Here is a 25,721-nt window from a genome sequence, read left to right on the forward strand (position 1 = left end):
TGAAATAAAAGGAAAATTATAAAGTATTTGATATTTAATGGTTTATCTAAAAATTAGGGGGTGATTTTAATGTATAAAAAATTGCTTATCAAAATGTTATATACCGGAACGGCTTCAAGAACTTGAAGTCGTTCCGGTATATAGGGTATAGTGCTTCCATGAGCAGTATTAATCGAAAACTTGTGATCTCAATTACCTCCGGGTTGTTTGTTGCGGTTGCTCTTATTTGGTTGATCCTGCGTGTTTTTTCCGGAGGCTATACTCCTACCGTTCCCATTTACTACATTGCGCGTGACAGTACATGGTATCCTGCCGATCTTCGCGGCAAAGAGAAGAACATGGTTGGTTTCGCCAACGACCTAATCCAGGAAATTGCAGATATGCAAGGGTTTAGGGTTCAGGTCTTTGAAGTGGGACGCAATGGGCTCTACGATGGTCTTGATACTGGCCGCTATGAAGGGGTGTTCTCAACGCTTGAGCCAAATCCGGTCAACCGGAAGAAGTATCTGTTTTCCGATCCGTTCTATCGATTGGGGCCTGTGCTGATTGTTCGGGAAAATTCAAAGATCGCTTCGTTAGAGGACTTGAATGGAAAAATTTTGGGCATTGAAAGTGGAGCTTTGCAGACATTTGATCTTTCCGAACCTCCTAAAGTTGTCATGATCCCTTATGATTCGTCTTCTACTGCCCTGGAAAGGCTTAATGCGAATGTGATCGATGCAGTCATTATGGATGTCTTACGTGCTTATGTCTTTACGGGAGGTTTTTATTCAGGGCGCTTGAAAATCGCTACTTCACCTTTAACCGATAGAGGGTTAAGATTGTTAACACGTAATCAGCCCAATTTCCATCTCTTGATTAGTCAATTTAATGAAGGGTTGCATCGCCTTCAGGAAAGCGGCCGTTATGGCGAGCTTCTTGATAAGTGGGAATTGATTCATACGGAACTTGTCCAGGAACTACCGGATCATACATCATGAAGTTGACGTTTTTTCAATGTTTCACAATTGCTGTTTTTTGCCTCTTTATAGGAGTGATTGTTTTCGTGGCTATTGTGAGTTTTTCCAGAGAATCGAAAGCCTCGCTTTTATCGATGGCAAAGATCAATAAAGTGCGTTTTGAAGAAACAGCAGTTCGATGAGCCTTCTGTTTACCATGCTCCCAGTGTATCTTCTAGGTAATTTGCATTGCCTGGGGATGTGTGGGCCGATTGTTGCATTCCTTGGAAAACACCGCTTCCGTTACGCGTACTTTCTGGGGCGTCTGCTATCTTTTTCCTTTGCTGGTCTTGCAGCTGGTGAATTGGGCGCAGTTTTTCACATCTGGCTGAAGGAGTACAATCTTTCGGCATTGGTCAGCATTGGATTTGGCTTTGCGATGGCCTGTATAGGGTTGACTATCTTGATAGGAAGAGAAATTCCTGGGAACCGATGGCTTGGAAGCCGCCTTGCTCAGATTAACCATTCCCTTTCTCTGCTTTTGTTAAAGGATTCCTTTTTTTCAACTGCTTTGTTTGGCTTTGCAACCATTTTGCTGCCTTGCGGGCAAACATTAGTGGTTTATTCCGCGTGTGCTTTGTCTCAGAGCGGGTCGGCAGGTCTGTTGAATGGGTTTGCTTTCGGATTATTGACGACTCCTTCTCTTTGGCTTGCGATGCACGCATCGCGTGTGTTTGGCAAATGGAAAGGGATAGGGAATCGGGTGTTGGGGGGGTGCGCAATGATTGTTGGATTATTGGCTGTTTTGAGAGGAGTTGCAGAGTTTGCCTGGATTCCGCATTTCATTCTTAACGAAAAGTATCATATAGCTCTTTATTGATTTCCTTTGCCGGGATATCCGGATATTGTTTGAGAAATGAGGCTTTTCGATTAGGGGGCATTTCATGGGTGACTACTTCCAGGCATTGATCAAAAGGCTTTAGGGAATGATCGGGGAAATAATGCCCATAGAATGAAGTGGAATATCTTTCAGCGAGAGTTAGCCGTCCTCCTGGATTAATCACGCGATGGACGCGTGCTTTAATCAGTCCAGCGGTTTTGTGCTCAGTCTGCATACCAATGGAGACGATGATGTAGCCATGAGGGACAATGATTGGCTTCCAATTTCCTTGAGGTGTCAGCACTTCTAAGCCGGGAATTGATCCCGGAGGCATGATCGTGAGTGCGTTGCTGTCTTTATGAGGGGCTGCCCAAAGCGCCTCTGCGTGATCCGTTGGCTTGAGAGTCGGGTAGTGCGTTAGGCGGAGCAGGCTGTCTCGCGGACTTAATGATTGGTCGACTTCTGCATGGGAACGGCCTAAATATTCATAGAGGACTTTCATTAAACTTTTGGTGTACTCAAACATATATGACTGATAGTCGCTGATTGTACGGGCAAAAGAGGGTGATGTCCTCGCGGGCCATCGATCATGACCGAGAGGAACGTAATAGGATTCTTTAATGTCTGCTTGCTTTGCATTGGGCGCAAATTCCAATCCTTGATGAAAATAGCCTTGCATGCCCAAGTAGCCTTGCCAGTCGAGAATTTTTTGATCGAATGTTTGATGGTAGTATTCTTTCATCTCCCGGTAAACTTGTTCGATCAGATGGTTAAGCTGCTGAGCGTGGATGCCGACGAAACCTTCTTGCCTTAATCCGTCGCCATATTGTTTGACAAGCTGTTTTCTTGCCTCTCCCTTCAACTCTGAAAGATGGTCCAGGTTGATCAGAGGGATTGTGGCGTTTTCCGGAATTTTTCTAGTTTGCGGGGCGACAATCCGAGAAAATTTCGGCATGATTTTGACCATTTCAAAAATTGGGTCGTGAATTGCGCGCTGTATGCTATTGCGGATAAACCCCAGCCCTTTTTTATAGGAATTGGGGCCAGGTGGAGGACCACCTCCCGGTGTATGGTAATTATTCATGTTGAAGCTCCTGAAGCTTCTTCAAAACTCTTTCCGCATGCCCTGTTGCTCGGACATTTTTAAAGGACGCAGCGATTTTTCCTTCGGGATCGATAAGGAATGTGCTTCTAATCAATCCTTCATACACTTTGCCGTAATTGTTTTTTTTTCCCCAAGCGCCATAAGATTGGATGCTCGTTTTTTCCGGATCGCTAAGAAGGTCAATCAGCAGATTTTTCTGAGCGATAAATGTTTGATGAGATGAGACGCTATCGGGGCTAACCCCTAATATTTTTACATTCAAATCTTCGAAATTTTTTTTGAGTCGGCTAAAGTCGCACGCTTCAGTTGTGCATCCGGGAGTGTTGTCTTTTGGATAAAAATAAAGAAGGATCCATTTTCCTCTGAAGGCTTTCAGAGAAACCGAATCGTTATTTTGGTTTTTCAGCGTAAAATCCGGTGCTTCCATAAACCTATCCCATCAATTGCTGTTGGTTCAGATGTTTTCTACTCTTCTTCGAAGGCAAACTGAAGAAAGATGGCGAATATGGATTTGCGGATAGGTTCATTATTTCAGTGTGCTCCCTACGACATTTTCATATTGGAAGATCGTTAGAAAAGTTAATGAAGTCATTCCCCCATAATAAGTCCTTAAAAAGAAATGCCTCGAATACTGATAGCCGAGAAGTTCTGCTGGAGAGGATAAGATTCCCAGGGCAATTCCTGCTATGATATCAATGATGCCTGCAACCGCTAGGCCTGCTAAGGCAAAGCCGCAAACGATCCGCCTTCCGATTGCATTTGTTTCGTCTTTCCAACTGATGATCTTGCAGCCATAAATGGCGTGAAGAGGTGTTTTGATTTTCTCGTAAGCTGCTTCTAAATTTATAGAGTTGGGGCTGCTTTCCAAAGTTGCTGTCATGAGATATCCTTTAATAAATTAAAGAACATATTAACATATTTTTGTTTTATTTGAAAGTAATAAAATTTTTTAAAATCTGCCATTGAGCGTGGATTGGGACAATAGGTTAGCCTTATACCGAATCAAATTCAAGATTCGGTATAAGGCCATTTTTCCCTGAGAATCTTAACTTTTCAGGCCCGACTATAAGAGAGCGTCTAGAAGAAAGCGTTTATGCGTTCCCCTATAGCATCGCGAATTGAATCAGCTACTATGTTATCATATTGTGCAACAGTGAGGAACATGCCTCCGCAAAATCCGCTTCCGAGTGCTCTTATGAAAAAAGAGTCAGCAAATGTTATTCCAGCGAGTTTCAAAGGGGAGGTGAGAATCGCAAGGGCAAGAGATCCCACAGTGTCAACGAAGCATGCAAGCCCAGAGCAGGCTAATGCAGCCCCAGTAGCCACTTTTCGGATCACTCCGACATTTTCGTCTCTCCATTTACAAGCTGCAATTCCAGGGAGTGCAGCATGTGGTCGTTCGATGTGTGTACAGATACTTTGTTCGATGTGTTTACAGATACTTTGTATAGACATAAATTTTTCCTATTCCTTTTATTAATTGATTTAAAGAAAGAATATAAAAAAATAATTGTTAAGAAAAGATTAAATGAGAAAGTCTTATCAATTTTTTAGCATTTTATGCTCGACTTTTCTCTTTTCAAAGAAATGTTAAATGATTATTTTCCACGGATATGAAACGAGAGCCATTAGCCCTTTATCTTTTGCGAATACTGACAAGTTTTGGCCTCTTTGCTTTTATGGCGATGCTCTATTGGTCCTCATCCCTTGTAGAAGAGGATTTAAAGAGTGTCCGAATGGAGCTTAGGCAGCTGAGAAACGATGTTCGCCAGCTTAGTTTCCGGACTGTTTTTAAAAGGTCTGCTCCTGCCATTCGCAGCTCTTTGGGAACAATAGACGATTCCCATACCCATATGAATTCCGATCTTCCAAATCTTTTGTCAGACGATCTTTTTTATGAGAAGACGTTGCCCAGCTTGCTTCCCGAAGAATTCGAACCCGTTGGTACTCGAAAAACTGCATCGATAGGAAAACCGGATAACTTGCATCCCTTCACCAATTTTAGCGAAGCGCTTGGATGGGTCTCCCAATGCGGTGTTCAGCTTGTTCGGTTGAAATTCGGAAAATACGAAACGATGGCTCCCGATATGGCGGTTAAAATCGAAGAAAGAAAGCGTGGAAGTGTTGGCGTGCCCGAATTTTGGATTTTTTTGCGCGATGGAGTCTATTGGCATCCTCTTACTGAATCGATGTTTGGAGGCAAGGTTAAACTGGCCCCTCTCTTTTTAGAAAAGCATCAAGTGACAGCTCACGATTTTAAATTTTGGTTTGATGCGATGATGAATCCATATCTTCAAGAGCCGGGAGCTGTCGCTATGCGAAACTACCTGGGAGAGATCGAAGAGATTGAGGTGATTGATCCCCTTACTTTTGTCGTTCGTTGGACACCCAAAAAGGTGAATGGCCGCATGAGAATTAAATATGTGGCTAAACAAATGACCGGAGGCTTAAGAGCGCTTGCTTCTCACATTTACAAGCGCTTTCCCGATGGATCGAAAATCATTGAAGACGACTCAGATCCTGAAACCTATCGCACAAACTCTGTTTGGGCACAAAATTTCAAAGAACATTGGGCAAAAAATATCATTCCCAGCTGCGGAGCATGGATTTTCGAAGGAATCAGCGACAGACAGATCAGTTTCCGCCGCAATCCCGATCATTACCAACCTCTTGATGTTCTTGTTCAGCGTTCCGAAGTTGTTTTCAGAAACTCTCCGGACTCCATTTGGCAAGACTTTCAAATGGGGAATGTGGACTCCCACGACTTGCGGCCCGATCAACTGATCGAATTGGAGAATTTCCTAAAATCTGATCTTTATCAAGAACAGGAACGTAAAGGTAATGGAATTGGCAAGCTCGAATATCCTGCCCGCAACTATGTTTACCTTGGATGGAATCAAGCAACTCCCTTTTTTAAAAGCCGTAAGATCAGGCAAGCGATGACTCTTGCACTTGATAGGGAGCGGATCATTAACCAGTATCTAAATGGAATGGGGATTGAAATTACAGGTCCATTTGCGCATGACTCCGCAGCTTATGACCAATCAATTAAACCCTGGCCATACGATCCGCAATTTGCAAGAGAATTACTCGAAGAGGAGGGGTGGTACGATAGCGACGGGGATGGAGTGATCGATAAAGAGATCGAGGGAAAACGGGTGCCTTTTGCCTTTAGCCTGACCTATTTCGTGAAAAACCCAACAACGAAATCGATCGTGGAATATGTCGCAACAGCTTTGAATGAGTTGGGGATCTTGGTCAAGCTCAACGGTGTCGACCTTGCGGATTTATCTGCAGCAATTGATGGGAAAAGCCTTGAAGCGATCTGCATGGGATGGGGGTTGGGGACTCCTCCTGAGAATCCGCGTCAATTATGGTATTCCTCCGGAGCTAAAGAGCCGGGTTCTTCTAATTTCATCGGATTTTCCAATAAAGAAGCCGATCAAATCATTGATGCTTTGGATTTTGAGGAAGATCCTGAAACGCGAATTAAACTTTACCACCGCTTTCATGCGATCATCCATGAGGAGCAGCCCTACACATTTCTTTATGCTCCTAAAACGCTATATCTTTATCGCAATTACTTGAAAAATGTGTTTATTCCCGCAGATCGTCAGGATCTTGTTCCAGGAGCAGATATTGCACAGCCCGACGGATCTGTGATTTGGATAGAGAAGAGGGGCTAATGTGTTTAATTACATTGTCAGACGTCTGATCTTGCTTCCTGTCACTCTTTTTTTCATCATTCTGGTCAATTTTGTGATGATTAACCTGGCTCCGGGAGATCCTGTGACAGTGACAGAGATCTCTCCTGAAGGGATTGCGACAAGGAAAGAGGACCAGTCTCTCGCATTCGGCAGCGACAATCGTTATCTGCAGTTTCGGGAACACTACGGATTGACATTGCCGATCCTCATTAATTTATGGCCTTGGCTTTCTTTAGAGGATGTCATCCATTCTCTTGAACAGTTAGTTGAAGGAAAAGAGCGGCTTGGGGTGAAAAAATATGATCAGCTTAGAATCTTGGTCGGCGATCAGTCTCCTTATGTGATGCCTCTTCTTCTTCAAATCATCGAAAATCACAAATTAAGCATACCTTTAAGGAAAATGGCGATTCGGTTTTTTGTCAGGGGAGGGACTAAGCAGGCGCATTTGGGATATCGCTTGACAGATGCTCAAAAAGCTTACAATCGAAAGATTGCTGTTGATAATAACTTCCTATCCACTTTTTTGGGAACAGATCAACCGATCGATGAGAGTGCAAAAAAGCTGCGGCAATGGTACGACCAAAACAAAGAGTACTACCGTTTAGATCCTGCAGGGTGGAAAAAACTTTATTTATTAACCGAAACGCGTTTCACCCGTTACATGGGGCGCGTGCTCACCCTCGATTTCGGGATGATGCGCAATGATTCCTCAAGATCTGTGATCGGAGAAGTTGCCAAGCGGTTCAAGTACTCTCTTACCTTGGCGTTTCTCCCCATGGTCATGACCTTTTTTCTCAGCCAAATTTTTGGTTTTTTCATGGCAACACATCAAAACAGATGGCAGGATTTTTCTCTTAATGTTGTGTTTCTTGTGATGTACGCAATTCCAGTCTTTGTTGCGGCTCCTTTTCTGATTGAGAAAGTTGCGCTCAACTACGATTTCCCCGTCAGTGGATTTACCAGCAGTGAATCGGTATATGAAAAGATGACGAGTAACGAAAGGCTTTGGGATGTCTTGCGGCACATCGCTTTGCCTCTGGTTGCAGTCATGTATGGAGGGCTGGCTGCGTCTTCCCGTCTTTCAAGAACTGCTGTTCTGGAGGTGATGCGGCAAGATTATGTCCGGACCGCTCGAGCAAAAGGGGTGGGAAGGTTGGCTATTCTTGGAAAACATGTGGGGCGCAATGCTGCGATCACAATCATTACATCCATTGCCGGATCGCTAGGTATTGTGCTTGGCGGCTCTCTTATTGTGGAAACGTTATTTGAGATTAATGGATTTGGAAAATTTTTCTACGATGCGGTGATCAACCGCGATTATAACGTGATCATGTTTTCCGCTCTTGCCGGATCTTTTCTGACTTTATACCGTTCATGAATGAAAATTTTACTTGTTGCTAAATCGACTTCCCAGCATGCTGTTAGCATGCAATTTCTCACAAAACAAGAAAGAGAACAACTTCAGGCACAACATCGATTCGAAAGAGATCGACGTATTTGCGATCGTATTAAGGCAATACTGCTTTACGATAAAGGGTGGACCTTTCCGGAGATTGCCGAAGCTCTGCTACTCTCTGAGGGTGCTATTCGTAATCATATCAAAGAATATCAGAGCCATAAAAAATTACGGCCTGAAGGTGGCGGCAGCATGGAAAAGCTTTCTGATTCAGAATCCAGTGAACTCGAGAAGCACTTGCTTGAATACACCTATCTCCACGTTACCAGCATTGTTGCATATGTGAACGTGAGATTTGGCCATCATTATTCGATACCAGGAATGACATCTTGGCTTAAAAGACATGGATTTTCTTACAAAAAACCCAAGCTTGTGCCAGGAAAAGCCGACAAAGATGAACAGCAGAAATGGATCGACGCATATGCAAAATTCAAGGCAAATCTTCCTGGTGATGAAACGATTTGCTTCACGGACGGTGTTCACCCTACTCACAACGTTCAACTTGGATATGGATGGATTAAAAAAGGTGTAGACAAACTGATACCTGCAAATACAGGTAGATCCAGACTTAATTTGACCGGTTCCATTGATATCCTATCTTACAAAGTATTTCTTCAAGAGGACAAAACGTTAAATGCTGATGCGACTATCCGCTTTTTTCAGTCTCTTGAACAACATTATTCAGGGAAAACCCGGATACACGTTTTCTGTGATAATGCCCCATATTATCGGAACCGGGAGGTTACAAAATATCTAAAAAATTCTAAAATTCAACTCCACTTTCTCCCTCCCTATAGCCCAAACTTGAACCCAATCGAACGACTGTGGAAGTGGATGAAAGAAACAGTGGTCTATAATACGTACTACTCGGATTTCTATGAGTTCCGTCAAGCAATTTTTGGGTTTTTCCGTACTTTATCGGGTCTAGATCCTGGGAGCTCTTTAGGGAGTTGTTTTAGATCTCGAGTTGGAGATAGATTCCGAGCAATGGGGGCTCCCGCCACCCCCTAAGATGCAGTTTTAGGAGATGTCAAATTTATTTTCGAATAATAAACGGTATAATGGGGTACTTGGCCGCTGATATCTGTTACACATTGCTGGATCCGAGGGTGACGCTGCAATGACCTCTTGGGATAAAGTTTGGAAGCAGTTTTGCAGGCATCGATTGGGAATTGCCGCCCTCGTTGTGGTAGGAATTTTTTGCCTTGCAGGCATTTATGCTCCGTTTCTTGCTTCAAGCAAGCCGTTGATCGTCAGGTTTGACGGTCAGTGGTACTTTCCTCTTTTCCGTTATCTCTTTTATACGGGTTTTTACACGAAGCCGATCGATCTCTTTTTTAACTTTTTAATGTTGACGCTTCCGCTGTTTTTAATGGCTTTTTCTTTGGGAAAAAAACGGTGGCTCCCCTTTTTGTGCATGGTTCAGTGTGCAGCCTTTGCCTGCTTGATCATTTGGCCGGTCAAAGATCCGGCATTCGACTCTTTCAAAGCGAAAGAGCGGCAAAGCAAATTGTCTGAAATGCGTAAAAAAGGGGAATATCCTACGTGGTCGTTCGACCTCTCGTATTTAAACGATTACGGAAAGCTGGATCAGGTTTTGCGCTATCAGCTTCAAAAGCGGCATCATGAAAAGATTTTGCATGATTTAGAAGGTAAAATCGAAAAAATTTCTACGTTATGGGCAATGGAACAGCAGCTCTTACATGAAAGAATGGAGAGGAATCAGCAGCTTTTGGATCAATATGCTCCTGAAACTCCTCAATATAAACAGGCGATCAGCTCCCTTGCCTATAATCGGGATAAGCAGTTGTGGCTGAAGCAGGAAAGTGATCGCTTGTCCTGGGAGGTGATGCCTTTAATCCGTCCATTTCACTGGGAGGAGGATGCCGGCGGAAATCAGGAGATGAATCAATTCCTTCCGTGGTGGGAGCTGACCCGTATCAACCGCAAGGATCTGGTTTCTGCGCTTATTTTTGGAGTTCGTATTTCTCTTGTCGTGGGACTTCTTGCTGTCAGCTTAGCGATGGCGATCGGCGTTCCCATTGGAGCGTTGGCCGGGTATTATGGGGGAAAATGGGATATCCTGGTATGCAGGCTTCTTGAAATCTGGGAATCGATGCCGACTTTTTTTATGCTGTTGCTTGTTGTTGCCATGACGCAGAGTAAATCGATTTTTATTGTCATTGCCGTTGTTGGCCTGTTTGGCTGGACCGGCTTTTCCCGCTATATTCGCGGCGAGTTCTTTAAGCAGAGGAACTTGCCTTATGTGGAAGCATGTCGTGCGATGGGGTTTAAAGATGGACGGATCATTTTTACTCATATTCTTCCCAATGCGATCCCGCCTGTTTTGACTCTTTTGCCTTTTGCTGTGATGGCTGCGATCACAAGCGAGGCAGGTCTTTCTTTTCTGGGATTGGGAGAGGAAGGGTCAACCTCTTGGGGAGTCTTGATGGATGAAGGGCGTTCCGCTTTTCCCGGGGAGAGCTATCTGCTCTGGCCTCCGGCGATCTTGCTAACCCTTCTTTTGGTGGCGATTGCTTTGGTTGGCGATGCAATGCGCGATGCAATCGATCCAAAAATGCAAAAATAATTTTACAAAAAAGATTGCTTTTTTGTTGAAAACAATTTCTAATCTTGCTCTTTTCAACAGATTATTTTTAGGAGAAAAATGAAGAAGAATTTATTTGTCTTTTTACTTTTGGCTGCAGGATGGGTGTCGGTCTATGGAGATCATTATTGTGTTCCCAGAGGACCGTTGAAACCTTGCACGTGGAACGCTTCTCTTAGAAGTGGTGTGGAATGGATGTGGTATCCCGATCGCCGCCAAAATGATTATGTCAGCAGTATTCCTTTGATAGAAACCACAAACGTCTCTAGTAATACAAGCACAGAATTTACTCTGGGTGAGGAGGTATTGACTGTGTTGATTAGTCCAATCGCCCTTGTTTCAGGCGATGCGAATTTAGTGGTAGAAGATAGTAATGGTAATGTTTTATTGGATGGGACCGTTGTCAACGGAAATTTTGAAGGTGAGATAGTTCTTGAGGGAGAGCCCTTTGTCCTGGAGTTGTCGTTGGATCTCACTGTGCCTAATGCCCTATCTGTGGGAGAGCTGGTTAGTTCTGTTCGGACGCCGCGCTTTTCCGATCAGTTTTCAATTCCCTGGACGGTTGTGGGGGAATTTGGCTACGCGCTGACTTGCAATACAGAAATTTTTGCAGATCTTCACTATGGAGGGGCAAGCGGAAGAAGTTTAGGATATTCGATCGGATTTAGTGCTGCTGAGGGCTCGGAAGAGCTCTGGAAGATAACCGAATCTTATACAGATCTGCAATATTTTGGAGGGACAATAGGGATGCGGTACTATTTCAATTCAATTTGTTGCAACTTCCGTTGGAAGCGACCATCACTGCTCAAGCATTTGATAGCCAGGGAGGAAGAGATGTACAGACGCAAAAGGGGACTTATTACGATTCCTATAACGTCTTTCACGGCGGTTTTCAATTGGGACTTAGCATGAAGTGCAGCGATTGCATCAACTTCTTTGTCATGACGGAAGCGCTGGCGGCTTGCGGTTTAAAACCCCGTAACTCTGGATTTGCCTTCACCAATACCAATTCTTTCGCCTCTGTCAACGGGAACGTTACAGCTACCCTAACAGGTAATGATACTGCTATTGGAAGTGTTATGCCTGTAAATGTAGAAGGGGAATCGACGAGTTCGATGAACGTTCCGGCAAGGGAGTCCTTCAATATCCTGTCGTTTCCTGTTACGATCGGTCTTCAGTATCTCTTTTAATGAAACCCTGTTCCAGGATCGATCCGCTTGCTAAGCAAACGGATCGATCATCTAATGGGCGCCCTCGTAATAGTATGCTGAAAAGGCGATTGTCAGCGTCCCGATTGTTTGCGCATGTCCGCCGATTATCGCAATCGCTTGGTACTCTCTCATCGCCCAATCATCGCGGATAAAATCAAAAAAATTCGGCCATCGGTGCATTTTATCGAAGATCACCAAAACCTCTTCTCCGGGAGCAATTGAAGGTAGAGCTACACGCTCTGTTTCAAAAATGGTGCTGTCTTTTCGATCGTTCAATGGCTCGGGAAATGCAAATTGAATGTGTAAAGCTCCCTCTTTGCTCGACGCAGTCCCTGCATTTTTTACTGCTGCCTGCAGCTGAATCGTCGTTCCCGGCTGGACATGTCCCTTTGAACTATGAGGGTTGCCCTTTGGAATCGCATGAATTGTTGTTTTCAACCCGGATATATCACAAGCTCTTGGACAATTTGAACAATGAGATACCTGAGTTAGAAGCGCTTCTGCTGAGAGAGTAGGGAGGTAAGAGAGTACAAAAAGAAGATAGAAAATTTGATGCATTAGTGGAAGATCCATTGGATGACATAGAAAATACAAACGGACAACCCCGCTCCGGCAGGTACAGTCACAACCCAAGAGATCACAATATCTCTTGTCATTCCTAAATTCAGCGCTTCAATTCCTCTAGCAAGGCCGACGCCTAAAACGGATCCGACCAGAGTATGCGTCGTAGAGATCGGCATCCCCATGCGTGAAGCGACAAGAATTGTTGTTGCGGCACAGAACTCGGCAACAAATCCGCGTGTTGGAGTGAGCTCGGTGATCTTTTTTCCGACCGTTTCGATGACGCGCCATCCCCAAGTTGCCAATCCGATGATGATTCCTCCGCCGCCAAGCGCTAAAATCCAGGAAGGGATCGCAAGCTGCATCGCAATCACGCCCGTTGTCAGTGTCCCCACTGCAGCGGCTAGCGGACCGATCGCATTGGCCACGTCGTTGGCTCCATGTCCAAACGCCATGAGCGCTGCGGTAATGATCTGCAAATAACTGAATATTTTTTCCACGGCCGCATACTCGGAGTGGGAAACAGTTTGTTCAATTTTCCTGGAGATGCCGGAGGAAATATTTTCCATCTTGTCGAGAAGGCAGGCGATATCGCTGTGCAGCTCTCCGGATGAAGAGGATTTAACTTGCATCAGGTGCTTTGTTGCTTTGTGAAGGGAATGAACAATTTCCGGGCCGTATTGCGGACGTTGCTCGGTGTCGCGTTGAGGGACAGTCATCCGTTGCACGAAGAAATAACTGATCGCAGCACTGACAGCTCCTAAAAAAATGCTGAATAAGAGTGCTTGTTTTACAGAAATGGAAATGGCAGCTTTATCTATTAAGCTAAGGCCGACAATCTGAGTCATGATTACCGCAACTAAAAACACAAGGAGTGGAGTGATTCTCTGTGCGGCTTTCACCGGATTAAAAGAATAAAAAATTTTTTTTCTCAAGAAGCAAAAAAAGTAGTAGGCGAAGACACCGCCGGCCAGCGGGGAGATTACCCAGCTGGCAACGATCTTAAAGACTGTCACCCACTTAATCGCATCGATCCCTCCGACAACAGCTCCGAATCCAACAACGGCGCCGACAATGGAATGGGTTGTAGAGACCGGCAGCCCAAGATAGGAGGCTAGCTGAAGCCAGGCGCCTGCTGAAAGGAGAGCGGAAAGCATTCCGTAAATAAGAACTTGCGGCTGATAGAGAAAGAGATCGGGATCGACAATCTCTTTCTGAATGGTTTCAGTGACATGGGAGCCAAAGAAGAACGCTCCGGAAAATTCCAGAACTGCCGCGATCATTACAGCCTGCCTTAAAGTGAGGGCTCCGGAGCCGACTGAAGTTCCCATAGCGTTTGCGACATCGTTTGCTCCGATATTCCAGGCCATGTAAAAACCTGCAATGATAATGACGCCAAAGAGAAGGTTGTTATCGATGATCATTATTTCAACTCTAAGGTCATCCTTACTTGGTATGCGAGGTTTTCAGATAAATCGGCGATAGCACCTAGTTCTTCCAAAATTTTTTGCCAGACATGGAAGGTTGTGTAGCTCATCTGTCCCTCAGCCTTGAGAAGAGCTTTCAACATCTTTCGCTGAACAACATCGGCTTCGTGCTCTTTGATCGCTACCTGATGCACCATCTGGCGCACTTTTTCCGCTTCCACTCCCCCGAATGTCGTTTCGAGAAGTTCGTGCAGCTCTTTGATGATTTTTTTGGCGCCTTCAAATGTTTCGATATTTTTATCAAGGAACTCATCGAATTCAGCGCGGAAGAGCTCGATCATTTCCAATTCTTTTAAGGTTGTCAAAACGGCCACATCTTCCGCCCTGTCGGCGATCGAGTCTTGGATGGCAAGGATGTGAAGGAGGCTTTCACGCGCAATGGGAAGAAAAATCCGTTTTGGCAGATGATTCCGCAAATCATTTTTTGTCAGATCGGCTTGATGCTCCTGCTTGCTGATCTTTTGAGCGATTTTCTCAACCTGTTCGTAATCTTTGTTTTTCAGAGCTTTGAAAAGATCTCTTAATAGATAAACACAGCGGGAAACCTCTTCCATGTGTGTGTCTAATGGCGAGAAAGGAGAGCGTCCAAATAGATTGAGAAGAGCATTCATAATTTCCATAACGCAGTAAAACGAGCCCCAATTATAGATATTTTTCCTGGATATTGCAACTCTTTTACTTTTTTTGTTATCTTGACTTTCATGATGATTGAGCCAGTATTAAGTGTCAGGAACTTGGTGACTCCAATTCAGATTGGGAACAATGTTTTCTCTGTTGTCGACGGAATTTCGTTTGAGATGAAATCGGGGAAAACGTTGGCAATTGTTGGAGAATCAGGCTCAGGGAAGTCTTTAACGGCTTTGTCGATCATGAGGATCCTTCCCTCTCCTCCTTGCCTCCCTTCCAAAGGGGAAGTGGTCTATAAGGGAAAAAATTTGCTTGAGCTGCCGGAGAAGCAGATGCGCAAGATCAGGGGGGCAGACATTGCAATGATTTTTCAAGATCCTTCGGCTTGCCTCAATCCTGTCTATACGATAGGTGATCAACTGGTCGAAGTGGCAGAGCTGCATCTCGATCTATGGGGAGAAGAGGCGGAAGAGAAAGCTGCGCAGGCATTGAATGAAGTCGGTATCTCCGATGCTCGGAAACGGCTGGAAGATTATCCCCATCAGTTATCTGGAGGGATGAAGCAGAGAGTCATGATCGCGATGGCCTTGATGTGCGAACCAGATCTTTTGATTGCCGATGAGCCGACAACAGCTTTAGATGTGACGATTCAAGCTCAGGTGCTTGCTTTGATGCGAAAGCTTCAGCAAGAGAAAGGGATGGCGATTTTGTTGATTACTCACGACATGGGGATTGTCGCTGAGATGGCCGATGAGGTGATTGTGATGTACACTTCCCAGGCGATGGAAAAAGGGAGTGTCTATGAAATTTTTGATCAGATGGCACACCCTTACACAATGGGGTTGTTTGGCTCCCGCCCCTCTTCTTATGCTGGCGGGGGCAGGCTGCTTCCGATCGAAGGCTCAGTACCTCCCTTGGCCAATTATCCGAAAGGATGCCGCTTCCATCCCAGATGTCCTTATGTGATGGAAAAATGTTGCAGCGGGCTGGTTCCCGAATTTCCCGTAGGGCGTTCGAAGTCTCATTTAAGCAAATGTTGGTTAGGAGATGAACGAACCTCTTCTGAAAGTTAAACAGTTGAAAAAATATTTTCCTGTTTATGACGGGTTTTTTCGTCGCATTGTCGACCAGGTAAAAGCTGTGGATGGAGTCGATTTCTCTGTTCACACAGGAAAAATTCTTGGATTGGTGGGGGAGTCCGGCAGCGGAAAAAGCACGGCAGCGCGCGCTGCTATTCGATTGATCGAGCCGACCTGCGGCGAGATCTTTTTCGAAGGGAAAGATCTTCTCGCATTTGGTAAGGAAAAACTGCTTTGTGCCCGAAGGGAGATTCAGATAGTTTTCCAAGATCCTTTGTCTTCCTTGAATCCGCGGAAGACGATTCGGCAGAGTATCGGAGAGGCGCTTATCTATCACGGCTTGGTCTCTTCTGAAAGCGAAATGAGCGACCGGGTCGCCCATGTCTTGGAGAGAGTGGGGCTCTCTTCTGAAGCAATGGGGCTTTATCCCCATCAGTTTTCTGGAGGGCAGCAGCAAAGAATTTGTATCGGGCGGGCGATTGCGATGAATCCCAGGCTGATTATTTGCGACGAAGCGGTTTCCGCTCTTGATGTTTCTATACAGGCGCAAATTCTCAATTTGCTGATGGAATTAAAGGAGAGCCTTAATCTCAGTTATCTTTTTATCTCGCATGATTTGTCCGTTGTGCGCTATCTTTGCCATGATGTCGCTGTCATGCACAAGGGGAAGATTGTGGAACAGGGGAATGTGGAAGAAATTTTCCTGGATCCTCAGCAAGAATACACAAAAAAACTTCTGGCAGCCATACCGATCTCCCATCCTCGTAAAAGAGCCAATTTGCTATAATAGACTGCAATGAAAACTGACTTGCATCATCAAAGAACCCGTGCGGCATTTATGTGGTCCCGCATTTTGCGAACGCCATTTTGGGCGATCTATACAATGCTGCCATTTATTCTATTCAGGGATCTCAACGCGAGCCCGTTTCAAATTGCGGTGACGGTTGCACTAAAACCGATGGTCTCTATTTTTTCCATGTACTGGAGCGCTGCAGTCAGGCAGAGAAGAGACCTTTTGGTCTCCAATATTATTTGGGCTGGAGTATTGGGACTCTTGCCGTTTTTCTTTTTTCCGTTTGTTGACAGTCCCTGGTTTTTTATCGCTTCGTTCGGTTTTTTTATGCTGTTGCACCGAGGAGTGATTCCTGCTTGGATGGAGATTCTCAAGCTCAACATTCCTAATACATCCCGAGAAAAAGTGTTTGCCTGGGGATCGGCTTTAGGATATTTGGGCGATGGAATTCTCCCTTTTCTTTTTGGTGCTTTACTCGATGGTTATTTCCAGGCATGGCGTTGGATCTTTCCTTTGACTGCATTGATCGGATTGATTCCGATCCTTTTTCAAGCGAGGATTTTAGTGAGGTTTGAGGTGGCTGAGCAGCCGAAGAGGATCCCTTTTAAGCAATCACTGGTGCAGCCTTGGGTCAGTGCATGGATGTTGATAAAAGAAAGGAGTGATTTCCGCTCTTTTCAGGTGGGATTTATGTTAGGGGGGGCAGGGCTGATGATTATGCATGCAGTTCTTCCTGCTTTTTTCATGGGGGTTCTGCAACTTTCTTATAAAGAGCTCGCGATTGCCTTGACTTTATGCAAAGGGATTGGCTTTGCCGCGACTTCTCAATTTTGGGCCAAGTGGATGTCTAAGGTTGATATCTACCGCTTTAGCAGTGTTGTGACGTTGATGGCGTTTCTATTTCCCTTCTGCTTGCTGGCTGCTCAAATGCATTTATACTGGATTTACACCGCCTACATTGTTTATGGAGTGATGCAAGCGGGCAGCGAGCTAAGTTGGAACCTGTCCGGTCCGATCTTCTCAGGAGATGAGGACAGCTCCCTTTACAGCAGTGTGAATGTTGTCACTGTAGGTCTTCGGGGATGCATAGCCCCTGGACTTGGCTCCTATCTTGTGACCTTGATGAGTTCGGCTTCTGTGCTCCTTATCGGAGGAGGGTTCTGTCTGCTGGCTTTTATTTTCATGGCTTCCTACAGCAAAACGCAAAGGCAAGCTAAAGTCTATTCAGGTATAGTGTAGTAATTTTCCAGTTTTTCAACTAGCGGATGATATTGGCCTTGCCGGTTCAGAAGTTCTGTTTCCTCTGTTAAAGAACATTTTATCTTTTCGAATGGATGGCAAGGAAGGTCGGATTCAATTTCAGAGATATGGTTTTGTAATTGAGTAAGGCTCAGCGATTGCAAGGTTTTCTCAAAGTTGTTGAGCTTGGGAGGCGAAAACTCGATCTGCTCAGAAAAATACTGCAAGAAGATGTTGCGGCAGGGGATGCTGATCACTCCGCGCATGCAGGAAAAGAACTGTTCAGCTTCCGGAGGAAATGACTCAACGTCTTCTTGAGTCGTTTCGTTCAAAATTTTTTTCGCTGCATTTAGTGCTTTTTTTGAGTCGCTACTGAATAGGTCAGGCTCTGTTTGTTTAATCCAGCTTTGGTGTAATTGACGATATGGAGGCCATAGGTAGCGTGTGTTAAATTCCCTCCAGCATTTGGAAAGCAATTCATAAGGAGAGAACTGTTTTTTGATAAACTCGAAGAAGTTTAAAACCACTGTAGTAGCATCTGTTTGAATTAAGTAGGAGGGAGCGGCAGAAACCAGGGTGCAGAAGAGTTTTTCGTGGAGCTTGATAAAAGTGTCTAGATTTTCCTCTGCAGCATGCCTTTTTAAGTTGATGAGCGCAAGGGCATGTTTTTTTAACGGCTTTTGGTTGTGCAAGGCTTCTTTGATGATCTTTTTTTTCTTTAAAAGTTCTTCGAGAAGCGGAATCTCAGCAATCCTATGCAGGTTGGAGGGGATTAAGAGGTCGGGTAATGCCCAGCCATTGTGTTGAGAGGGAAAAGGGTGGCCTGTATGATTGTTGGAGGCCGCTAATTCGAAACTGTTGGAGATTGGCGTTGTCGGCATCATTCCTCTGGAGCTTCGTTTGAACGATCCGGACAAGATGATTGTTTCACCGGGAAATGGGGTCAGCATTTGATTTAATGTGACGATAGAAACTGTTTCCTGTTCCATGGATTTGCTGATATAGATTGGAGCTTCTCGGATGTTCCGAAGAGCTGACTCAATGGAGGAAAAGACGATCCCTTTTTTCTTGATCAAAGAGATCGCTTTCATTCTGAACGCATCCTCTTCTTGCTTCAAGAGAGCGTTTTGAATCGCATGCGCAGCACGTTGAGCGGGCTCGCATTGCTCGGAGTCGTGCGAGATTTGTATTGCTGTTTTCTTCTTCAGGGGAGAGTCCGATCTCCTGGAAAAAAAGGAAAAGATTTTTTTGTACCAGGGATCTCTTTTTGTTGGTTCGAATAATTGATTGTAGCGGTTGATTGACTCAAGAGCCCTTGAAGAGAGTGTTTTGTGTTCGAAGCTTTTGGATCGGCTAATAATTGGATGGTACCTTTTCACATCATCGATGGCGCGTTCAACTCTTTCTGAAAAAGCGTCTTGTTTTTTTTGAGGGATTGCATGTGCAATGAGATGATGGGCAAATGCGACAATGCGGCGGATCCTAAACCCTTTCCGGGGTTTGATGAGGTTTGATAAGTGCTTAGGTGTTTGTTCTTCAGTGAACCGATCTAAAACATCCAATGCAGCCTGCAGCTTTGCTTTAGGGTCTCGTTTGGTCATGTGTGAAGTCACTCAAAAATGAGCTGTTTGTCCCGTTCTGTCAAGGAACGCCAGTGCCCAATTGGAAGGGAGCCAAGAGTTAGACTGCCAATCCGCGTTCGTTTAAGTGCGCGCACTTCAAGCCCTGCTGCAGCAATCAAGAGGCGGACTTCCCTTTTTTTTCCTTCTCCGACAACGACTTTAAGGGTCGCTTTGCGCACTTTTTTTACGGAAAGAGGTTGAACAAAAACGCCTTCTACCGAAGTTCCCGCTGCGATGGCTTTTAAGTGATCGTTAGAGATTTCACAATCAGTTTTTGCGATATACTCTTTCTGGATATTGGAAGAGGGATGGATCACTTGGTTTGTGAATTCTCCGTCGTTAGTGACAATCAACAAGCCTGTAGTCTCTTTGTCGAGGCGCCCCACTGTGAACAGCCTTTCTTTAACCCCTTCAAAGAGATCTGTGACCAGTTTGCTTCCCTTTTTTCCATTTGGAGAGCAGAGGGTATTTAATGGCTTATTAAGCATAAAATAAACCTTTTTTTCCTGCCGGTTCACTTTTTTTCCGCTTACTGTGATCTTTTCACTGCCATCCACCAATAGTTGAGGTTGGCGGACAACCTCTCCATTTACGGAGACTTTTCCGGCGAAAATCAGGTCTTCGCATTTCCGGCGCGAAGCGATTCCGCAGGAAGCCAGGTGTTTTGCAATCCGTTTTTTATTCATTTTAGTAATAATTGCATTAGTGTAGTTGGATCAGTATACCTGTCTTAAGTGATTATTATCAATTAAACAATTAATTTTATTTTTAATGTTTTTTTTGATGGAAGCAATTCTTAAATTGTCCTATTATTTTGATAATACGGAGTCTATGGATGAGTCGACTAATATTGATGCGCCACGGTGAGTCGGAATGGAACAAGCTCAATCAATTTACCGGTTGGGTTGATGTTTCCCTCTCTAAAAAAGGGATCGAGGAAGCTATTGAAGCGGGAAAAGAGATTAAGGATATTCCCATCGATGTGATCTTTATGTCCACTTTGATCCGTTCCCAGCTGACCGCGATGCTTGCGATGAGCCAGCATAGCGAAGGGAAAGTTCCTGTTGTCATGCATAAAACAGATGAAAAGTTGAAAGAGTGGGGAAAAATCTACTCTGACGAGGCAAAAGAGAAGACGATTCCGTGTTTCGTCAGCTGGGAGATCAATGAACGGATGTATGGGGAGCTGCAAGGCTACAATAAAAAAAAGACAGCAGAGAAGTTTGGGGCAGATCAAGTAAAAGTCTGGAGAAGGAGCTACAGCACTCCTCCTCCTAGTGGTGAAAGCTTACAGATGACTGCGGAAAGAACCATTCCTTATTTTGAGAACACCATTGTCCCTTTTTTAAGGGAAGGACAGAATGTTCTTGTTTCTGCGCATGGAAACTCTCTCAGATCGATCATGATGGATCTGGACGCCCTTTCTGAAGAAGAGGTTGTGTCATTGGAAATTCCCACAGGGAAGCCAATCATTTATTCCTACGAAAACGGTAATTTTATTAGAAAATAGATGATTTATCTCGACAACAGCATGGCCGCGCGTCCCTCTAAAAAGGGAATCAGCGCAATGATGCCTTATTTTACCGATTATTGGGCTAGCCCTAGTTCGCCGCATGCGATGGGGCAGCAAACGACAGGGATGATCAGAGATGCTTATCAATCCCTTTATGATTTTTTGGGGGCGGGAAAAAGCGATGCAGTCGTTTTCACTTCCTGCGGTGCAGAATCGGCCAACCATGTTTTTCATTCGATCTATACCGATATTGCTCTTCCTAGAGGGAAAAACCATTTCATCACGGGAAAAACAAGCGAAGCGCCGGCATTAATGGCGATGCATCAGCTAGAAGAACTGGGATGTGTCGGTAAATGCGTTGATGTTGATCGACAGGGTCAGGTGACAAAAGAGTTGTTGGGCGATGTGTTGTCTCCGCGAGCAGCTCTTGTCAGTTTGTCTTGGGGTGATGGATTGACAGGTGTGATTCAGCCGGTGGAAGAGATAGCTGCACTTTGTGAAGAACGTGGGATTCTCTTGCATTTGGATGCGACCCATGTTCTGGGCAAACGGTACTTTACCTTGGAAGAGGTAAAAGCGGATCTAATCAGCTTCAACGGTTCTCAGATTCACGCTCCTCAAGGTACGGGAGCGTTGTATATTCGACATGGCTTGAAGATCAGCCCTTTCATTGCCGGAGGGATGGAGCAGGCCGGCCTTCGCGGAGGAGATTTGAATGTTCCAGGGCTCGCAGCGCTTAGCGTTGCTGCAAAAGAGGCGCTTGATGCTCGCGACTTAGTGTGTACGGAGACTGCCCGCTTGCGTGACCGTTTAGAGGAAAATGTGGCCTCTCAATTGGAAGATGTGACAATTTTTTACCAAGATCAAGAGCGTTTGCCGCATCTTTCTTGCATGGGGTTTCCTGGTGTGGCAAATGAAGCGCTTCTCTTCTTATTGAATAAAAAAGGCGTGATGGCTTGCATCGGAGGGGGCTCTTTCCAGCAAATCGGCCTTGTGCTGATGGCAGCGGGAGTAGAAGAAACGCTGGCGCATTCTTCGATGAGCTTCAGCTTGTCGAGGGAAACGACAGAATCCGAGATCGACCGTGCTTCGGAAATGATTGTGGAAGCAGTGAAGCAATTGCGTAAATCTTCGATGGGGATAAATTTATGACCTTTGAATTGCTCACAATGTCTTTCCCTTGGAACCGCTACAGCAGAAAGCTCTCGGCGAAAATTGAGAATCCTCACAACGTAGGCGTATTTGATCCTGAAGAGTCGGAAGCAAGAGGAATGCGGCTCGTCATCGGTATCGAAGGGGAGATTAGAGACGGCAATTGCGTGCAGATCTACTGGCTGGTAGATAAAGAGGATGGAACGATTGTTGACGCTAAGTTTCAGGTGTATGGTCAGTCTGCACTCATCGGGGCGGCAGAAGTTGCCTGCGATTTGATCGCGGGGAAAAATTACGATCAGGCGAAAAGAATCGGTGTGGACTTGATCGATAAACAGGTGCGGGACCGATCGGACGAACCAGCTTTTCCGCAAGAGACAGCTCCCCATTTGAATTTAGTTCTTGATGCTATTGATCATGCTGCCGATCAGTGCAGCGATATCCCTCTTCCCGTCGCTTATGCAGCTCCGCCGGCGCCGAAGCAATTTGGGGAAGTGCTTGAAGGCGGGTATCCGGGATGGGAGAAAATGTCTACAGCTAAAAAACTGGCTGTAATCGAGCAAGTTCTCAATGATGAAATCCGCCCTTACATCGCATTAGATGGCGGAGGGGTGGAGGTAAAAGAATTGAAAGAGAATGAGCTTGTGATTGCTTATCAAGGCAATTGCACTTCTTGTTTTTCCGCAGTTGGAGCGACTTTGTCCTATATTCAACAAACCGTTCAAGCTAGAGTACACCCCGATTTACGGGTTACCCCTGATATAAATATCTAATAGTTAATAAATTATAAAATATTGGATGGGCAAATTAAAAATAGTATATCATGATAGAGTAGTCACTATTAATTGTAAGGGGTTTGTTATGTCTAAGTATTTACTCTGTTTATTAATGATTTTTTCCGCTTTTTCCGTTTCTTACGCAAATATTTTGGAAGTGAACCTTGATGAGTATGTACAGGCTTCCAATGTGGAGCACTGGGATGATTCGAATTTTGATCACGCGATTGAGGAAGGGATTGTTGTTGTCGATTTTTATGCCGAGTGGTGCCCTCCATGCCGAAAATTCGGCCCTGTTTTCGAGCAAGTTGCCGGCGAACTGGAAGGGTCTGCTTTATTTGGAAAGGTCAACGTTGACAATGGCAGAAGAGTCGCAAGTCAGTACAGTGTTTCCAGCATTCCAACAATCATCCTTTTCAAAGATGGCAAAGAGATTCAGCGTAAAACCGGTGGAATGGATGCAGAGGCGTTCCGCTCTTGGGTTGAATCAGCGCTTTAATTTTGTTCTGGCAGAACCCTAGGGTTCTGCCATTTTCAATCGAGAATCTCTCCTGCAATGAAGCGCCTGACTTCTCCTGTCTCAAGTTTCAGGTTTAATGTGCCGTCATCATTGATGGAGTGAAATTTGCCTTTCCATTGGCAGTCCTTTTCGTGAAAGCTCAGTTCCTGATTTTCATGGTGATTCAAATGCGCTTTAAAAGCGGGCAGATAGGGGCTAAAGCCTGCGTCTAAAAATACAGAGAGAAACCGGGAAAACGTCTCTTTTAATTGATCCAGAAATTCTTCTAAGTCGATTTCTCGTTCGATCTCTGCTGAAAGCGATGTGACTGGTCTGGGAAGGTCTGGAGATGAATTGAGGTTGACGCCAATACCCACGGCATGGAAGATGTGCTGATCGTCGATGGAGGTCTCTGTCAGAATTCCTGCAATTTTTTTCTGTTGAACCAGCAGATCGTTTGGCCATTTGATTTTCGGCTGCACGCCCATTTTTTCCATGACCGAAATCGTAGCGAGCGCAATGAGTTGAGGAAGATTCGGCTGCACTCCTTGCTCCAACGGAATAAATACCCCGAATGTTGCATAGAGGTTGTTGGCATTGGGAGAGGTCCATTGATTTTTATGCCTGCCCCTTCCTTCACTTTGCTTTTTAGCATAGACCAGAGTGATTTTATCTCTTGGAAAGAGGTGAGTGTTGCTCAATGCCCAAGTGTTTGTCGAGTCAATATTAGGAAAATGGAAAGTTTTATAAAGCATAGTTATAGCAAAAAAAAATAAGTAATTGGTATAAAAGAATATAAATAAAATAAGGCTGCTTTGCAACAAAGAATATGTGGAATTGGCAAACACTGACTCGTATCGACTTTCGCATCCTTCCTGTCATCTTTGGGCTCATGATGGTGAGTTTACTTGTCATCTCTTCCAATTCCCAGCCTTCCCCAATAGAAGGTGGGGAAGAAGTGTTTCTTACACCGCTGGTCAAAAGTCAGATCAAGTGGTTTGCGATTGGCTGGGGGGTGTTTTCATTTTTTTCTGCTTTTGATTACAACAAGCTGCGTGAATGGACCTGGTTTTTGTATGCCTTGGTTTTGATCGCTCTTTTGGGGTTGTTTTTTACCAAATCGATTGTCGGAGTGAATCGTTGGTACCGAATTCCTTTGCTAGGGGTTAGTATTCAACCTTCCGAATATGCCAAACTTGTTGTGATTATCGCTTTGAGCTGGTTTTTGGAAAGAAGCAAGCAGCAGTCGCATCGCTTTGGAACGGTGGTTAAATCAGCCATGATTGTCGGCATCCCTTTTTTACTGATATTCAAACAACCGGATTTGGGCACGGCTTTGGTGCTGTTTCCCATTACGTTGGTGATGTTTTATTTTGGTGATATCCATCCGGTTGTCGTCAATACGATGAAATGGGTAGGCGGATCGGTTCTTCTTTTGGTTGCTTTGATTTTTTTAGGAGTGATCCCGCATGAAGACTTGCGGCCGATTGCTACGAAATTCTTAAAAGAGTATCAGTTTGACCGTTTGGATCCCAACACGCATCATCAAAGAGTTGCAGCTACTGCCATCGCGGTGGGAGGGGTAAGTGGAACAGGATGGGGGAAGAGCGAATTCACTGGGAGGGGGTGGCTGCCAGCTCCTTATACAGACTCAGTGTTTCCAGCTTTTGTTGAAGAATTCGGATTGATTGGGCTCGTTTTCTTATTGGTTCTTTTTTATCTTTTGATTTATTTTAGTTTCCAAGTGACCTCCGTAGCGAAAGATCATTTTGGCCGCCTGCTATCAGCAGGCGTGGCGGTGTATTTAGCCATGCATATCTTGATGAATATCGGAATGATGACCGGATTTCTACCCATCACCGGCGTTCCTTTGATTTTAGTGACGTACGGAGGATCCTCTATTTTGTCCACGATGACAGCACTGGGGATATTACAGAGCATTTATAGTCGGAGATTTATGTTTTGAGGGAGCAAAAACACAGATTTATCTTTGAGGCAGGACATTGGATCGGAGAAGGGACGGTTGGTTTTTCCGCATCTCCGGAACAGGTGCTGTTTTCAACATCCTGGACAATTGACCCTATCGAAAAAGAGGAGATCCGCTGTCAGCAGAGGGTGCAAATGGAAGGGGCTGAGGAGGATGTCTGCAATAAGATCCATATCTATGGTGTTACCCAAAACGCTTTTAGCATTTCTTTGGAAAATGAAATCTTGGGACAAGTGATCGGAGCGGGAATCATTGATGAACACACGATTGCTTGGGAGTTTCGTGGAGATATCGGTTTCCAGGGATATGAAATCTACGAAAAGAAACGGGATGGAAGCGAGTATCGTTTTCATGCCGAATATTCCTCTCCTGATCAGTTCCGCACGATCATCGACGGCATCATCACAAAAAGCTAGTACCGAAATGCACTCAAAACTTGCATTTTGAATGTTTTTCGGTATATACCGAATTAACTTCAAGA

General features: G+C 44.8%; 27 protein-coding genes. 17 read left to right on the forward strand and 10 right to left on the reverse strand.

Annotated elements, in window-relative coordinates:
• Positions 1-158 precede the first annotated feature (158 nt).
• From WCW_RS01325 to WCW_RS01330, 3 genes are read left to right on the forward strand one after another with little or no spacing between them, the layout of a single operon-like run.
• Positions 159-980, forward strand: a complete 822-nt coding sequence (locus WCW_RS01325; RefSeq protein WP_013181381.1) for a substrate-binding periplasmic protein — start codon at positions 159-161, stop codon at positions 978-980.
• Positions 977-1,141 carry a hypothetical protein gene (locus WCW_RS10225; RefSeq protein WP_013181382.1) on the forward strand — a complete coding sequence of 55 codons (165 nt, stop codon included), beginning with the start codon at positions 977-979 and terminating at the stop codon, positions 1,139-1,141. Before WCW_RS01325 ends, WCW_RS10225 begins: the two co-directional genes overlap by 4 nt.
• Complete coding sequence (locus WCW_RS01330; RefSeq protein ID WP_013181383.1) at positions 1,138-1,818, forward strand: sulfite exporter TauE/SafE family protein; 681 nt, start codon at positions 1,138-1,140, stop codon at positions 1,816-1,818. The genes WCW_RS10225 and WCW_RS01330 overlap by 4 nt, the downstream gene beginning before the upstream one ends.
• On the opposite strand, the gene WCW_RS01335 is transcribed toward WCW_RS01330, so the two are convergent.
• From WCW_RS01335 to WCW_RS01350, 4 genes are all read right to left on the reverse strand, one after another.
• Entirely contained in the window at positions 1,787-2,902 is a 1,116-nt protein-coding gene (locus tag WCW_RS01335) for a 2OG-Fe(II) oxygenase family protein (protein WP_013181384.1), read from the reverse strand. The genes WCW_RS01330 and WCW_RS01335 overlap by 32 nt on opposite strands.
• Positions 2,895-3,350, reverse strand: a complete 456-nt coding sequence (gene bcp / locus WCW_RS01340) for a thioredoxin-dependent thiol peroxidase (RefSeq protein ID WP_013181385.1) — start codon at positions 3,348-3,350, stop codon at positions 2,895-2,897. The genes WCW_RS01335 and bcp overlap by 8 nt, the downstream gene beginning before the upstream one ends.
• A gap of 99 nt (positions 3,351-3,449) precedes the next feature.
• Positions 3,450-3,803 carry a hypothetical protein gene (locus WCW_RS01345; RefSeq protein WP_013181386.1) on the reverse strand — a complete coding sequence of 118 codons (354 nt, stop codon included), beginning with the start codon at positions 3,801-3,803 and terminating at the stop codon, positions 3,450-3,452.
• 197 nt (positions 3,804-4,000) lie between these two features.
• Positions 4,001-4,378 carry a hypothetical protein gene (locus WCW_RS01350; protein ID WP_041941458.1) on the reverse strand — a complete coding sequence of 126 codons (378 nt, stop codon included), beginning with the start codon at positions 4,376-4,378 and terminating at the stop codon, positions 4,001-4,003.
• A gap of 158 nt (positions 4,379-4,536) precedes the next feature.
• Between WCW_RS01350 and WCW_RS01355 the strand changes: the two genes are divergently transcribed.
• The 5 genes from WCW_RS01355 to WCW_RS01375 all read left to right on the forward strand — a co-directional run bounded on the left by WCW_RS01355 (position 4,537) and on the right by WCW_RS01375 (position 11,606).
• Complete coding sequence (locus WCW_RS01355) at positions 4,537-6,609, forward strand: ABC transporter substrate-binding protein (protein ID WP_013181387.1); 2,073 nt, start codon at positions 4,537-4,539, stop codon at positions 6,607-6,609.
• Position 6,610: 1 nt separating this feature from the next.
• Positions 6,611-8,008 (forward strand): ABC transporter permease, encoded by a 1,398-nt coding sequence (locus tag WCW_RS01360; RefSeq protein ID WP_013181388.1) that lies wholly within the window; start codon positions 6,611-6,613, stop codon positions 8,006-8,008.
• Positions 8,009-9,097: an IS630 family transposase gene (locus WCW_RS01365; protein WP_013181389.1), complete on the forward strand. Its 1,089-nt coding sequence runs from the start codon at positions 8,009-8,011 to the stop codon at positions 9,095-9,097.
• Between the two features lie 109 nt (positions 9,098-9,206).
• Positions 9,207-10,676, forward strand: a complete 1,470-nt coding sequence (locus tag WCW_RS01370; protein ID WP_013181390.1) for an ABC transporter permease — start codon at positions 9,207-9,209, stop codon at positions 10,674-10,676.
• Between the two features lie 78 nt (positions 10,677-10,754).
• Positions 10,755-11,606 carry a hypothetical protein gene (locus WCW_RS01375; protein ID WP_013181391.1) on the forward strand — a complete coding sequence of 284 codons (852 nt, stop codon included), beginning with the start codon at positions 10,755-10,757 and terminating at the stop codon, positions 11,604-11,606.
• A 329-nt stretch (positions 11,607-11,935) separates the two neighbouring features.
• Here the strand turns inward: WCW_RS01375 and WCW_RS01385 are convergent, their stop codons facing one another.
• Genes WCW_RS01385 through WCW_RS01395 form a run of 3 tightly spaced genes read right to left on the reverse strand, consistent with a single transcriptional unit; the run spans position 11,936 to position 14,564 of the window.
• Positions 11,936-12,463, reverse strand: a complete 528-nt coding sequence (locus WCW_RS01385; RefSeq protein WP_049767098.1) for a hypothetical protein — start codon at positions 12,461-12,463, stop codon at positions 11,936-11,938.
• Complete coding sequence (locus tag WCW_RS01390; protein WP_013181393.1) at positions 12,463-13,890, reverse strand: inorganic phosphate transporter; 1,428 nt, start codon at positions 13,888-13,890, stop codon at positions 12,463-12,465. The genes WCW_RS01385 and WCW_RS01390 overlap by 1 nt, the downstream gene beginning before the upstream one ends.
• Positions 13,890-14,564: a TIGR00153 family protein gene (locus WCW_RS01395; RefSeq protein WP_041941688.1), complete on the reverse strand. Its 675-nt coding sequence runs from the start codon at positions 14,562-14,564 to the stop codon at positions 13,890-13,892. Before WCW_RS01395 ends, WCW_RS01390 begins: the two co-directional genes overlap by 1 nt.
• A 90-nt stretch (positions 14,565-14,654) precedes the next feature.
• Here WCW_RS01395 and WCW_RS01400 point away from each other — a divergent pair, with 90 nt between their 5' ends.
• The 3 genes from WCW_RS01400 to WCW_RS01410 are packed head-to-tail and all read left to right on the forward strand — an operon-like array spanning position 14,655 to position 17,691.
• Positions 14,655-15,653 (forward strand): ABC transporter ATP-binding protein, encoded by a 999-nt coding sequence (locus WCW_RS01400; protein WP_013181395.1) that lies wholly within the window; start codon positions 14,655-14,657, stop codon positions 15,651-15,653.
• Positions 15,628-16,446, forward strand: coding sequence for an ABC transporter ATP-binding protein (locus WCW_RS01405; RefSeq protein WP_013181396.1), 819 nt, complete (start codon positions 15,628-15,630; stop codon positions 16,444-16,446). The genes WCW_RS01400 and WCW_RS01405 overlap by 26 nt, the downstream gene beginning before the upstream one ends.
• 9 nt (positions 16,447-16,455) lie before the next feature.
• Entirely contained in the window at positions 16,456-17,691 is a 1,236-nt protein-coding gene (locus WCW_RS01410) for an MFS transporter (RefSeq protein WP_013181397.1), read from the forward strand.
• Here the strand turns inward: WCW_RS01410 and WCW_RS01415 are convergent.
• On the reverse strand, positions 17,673-19,292 hold the full coding sequence (locus WCW_RS01415; protein WP_013181398.1) for a hypothetical protein: 1,620 nt from the start codon (positions 19,290-19,292) through the stop codon (positions 17,673-17,675). The two genes, WCW_RS01410 and WCW_RS01415, sit on opposite strands and share 19 nt — an antisense overlap.
• Before the next feature lie 8 nt (positions 19,293-19,300).
• A complete protein-coding gene (locus WCW_RS01420; RefSeq protein ID WP_013181399.1) occupies positions 19,301-19,999 on the reverse strand; it encodes a pseudouridine synthase in 699 nt (232 codons plus the stop codon).
• A 149-nt stretch (positions 20,000-20,148) separates the two neighbouring features.
• Here WCW_RS01420 and WCW_RS01425 point away from each other — a divergent pair, with 149 nt between their 5' ends.
• The 4 genes from WCW_RS01425 to trxA all read left to right on the forward strand — a co-directional run bounded on the left by WCW_RS01425 (position 20,149) and on the right by trxA (position 23,253).
• Positions 20,149-20,823, forward strand: a complete 675-nt coding sequence (locus WCW_RS01425) for a 2,3-bisphosphoglycerate-dependent phosphoglycerate mutase (RefSeq protein WP_013181400.1) — start codon at positions 20,149-20,151, stop codon at positions 20,821-20,823.
• Positions 20,824-21,978 carry a cysteine desulfurase family protein gene (locus WCW_RS01430; RefSeq protein WP_013181401.1) on the forward strand — a complete coding sequence of 385 codons (1,155 nt, stop codon included), beginning with the start codon at positions 20,824-20,826 and terminating at the stop codon, positions 21,976-21,978.
• Positions 21,975-22,751 (forward strand): NifU family protein, encoded by a 777-nt coding sequence (locus WCW_RS01435; protein ID WP_013181402.1) that lies wholly within the window; start codon positions 21,975-21,977, stop codon positions 22,749-22,751. The genes WCW_RS01430 and WCW_RS01435 overlap by 4 nt, the downstream gene beginning before the upstream one ends.
• 88 nt (positions 22,752-22,839) lie before the next feature.
• Positions 22,840-23,253, forward strand: a complete 414-nt coding sequence (gene trxA, locus WCW_RS01440) for a thioredoxin (RefSeq protein ID WP_013181403.1) — start codon at positions 22,840-22,842, stop codon at positions 23,251-23,253.
• A 35-nt stretch (positions 23,254-23,288) separates the two neighbouring features.
• Here trxA and WCW_RS01445 read toward each other — a convergent pair whose 3' ends face one another.
• Positions 23,289-24,008 carry a biotin--[acetyl-CoA-carboxylase] ligase gene (locus tag WCW_RS01445; protein ID WP_013181404.1) on the reverse strand — a complete coding sequence of 240 codons (720 nt, stop codon included), beginning with the start codon at positions 24,006-24,008 and terminating at the stop codon, positions 23,289-23,291.
• A 74-nt stretch (positions 24,009-24,082) separates the two neighbouring features.
• Here WCW_RS01445 and WCW_RS01450 point away from each other — a divergent pair, with 74 nt between their 5' ends.
• Positions 24,083-25,219 (forward strand): FtsW/RodA/SpoVE family cell cycle protein, encoded by a 1,137-nt coding sequence (locus WCW_RS01450; protein WP_013181405.1) that lies wholly within the window; start codon positions 24,083-24,085, stop codon positions 25,217-25,219.
• Entirely contained in the window at positions 25,216-25,656 is a 441-nt protein-coding gene (locus tag WCW_RS01455) for a hypothetical protein (protein ID WP_013181406.1), read from the forward strand. Before WCW_RS01450 ends, WCW_RS01455 begins: the two co-directional genes overlap by 4 nt.
• Positions 25,657-25,721 lie beyond the last annotated feature (65 nt).

The organism is Waddlia chondrophila WSU 86-1044 (genome assembly GCF_000092785.1).
In the GTDB taxonomy this organism is placed as follows: Bacteria; Chlamydiota; Chlamydiia; order Chlamydiales; family Waddliaceae; genus Waddlia; species Waddlia chondrophila.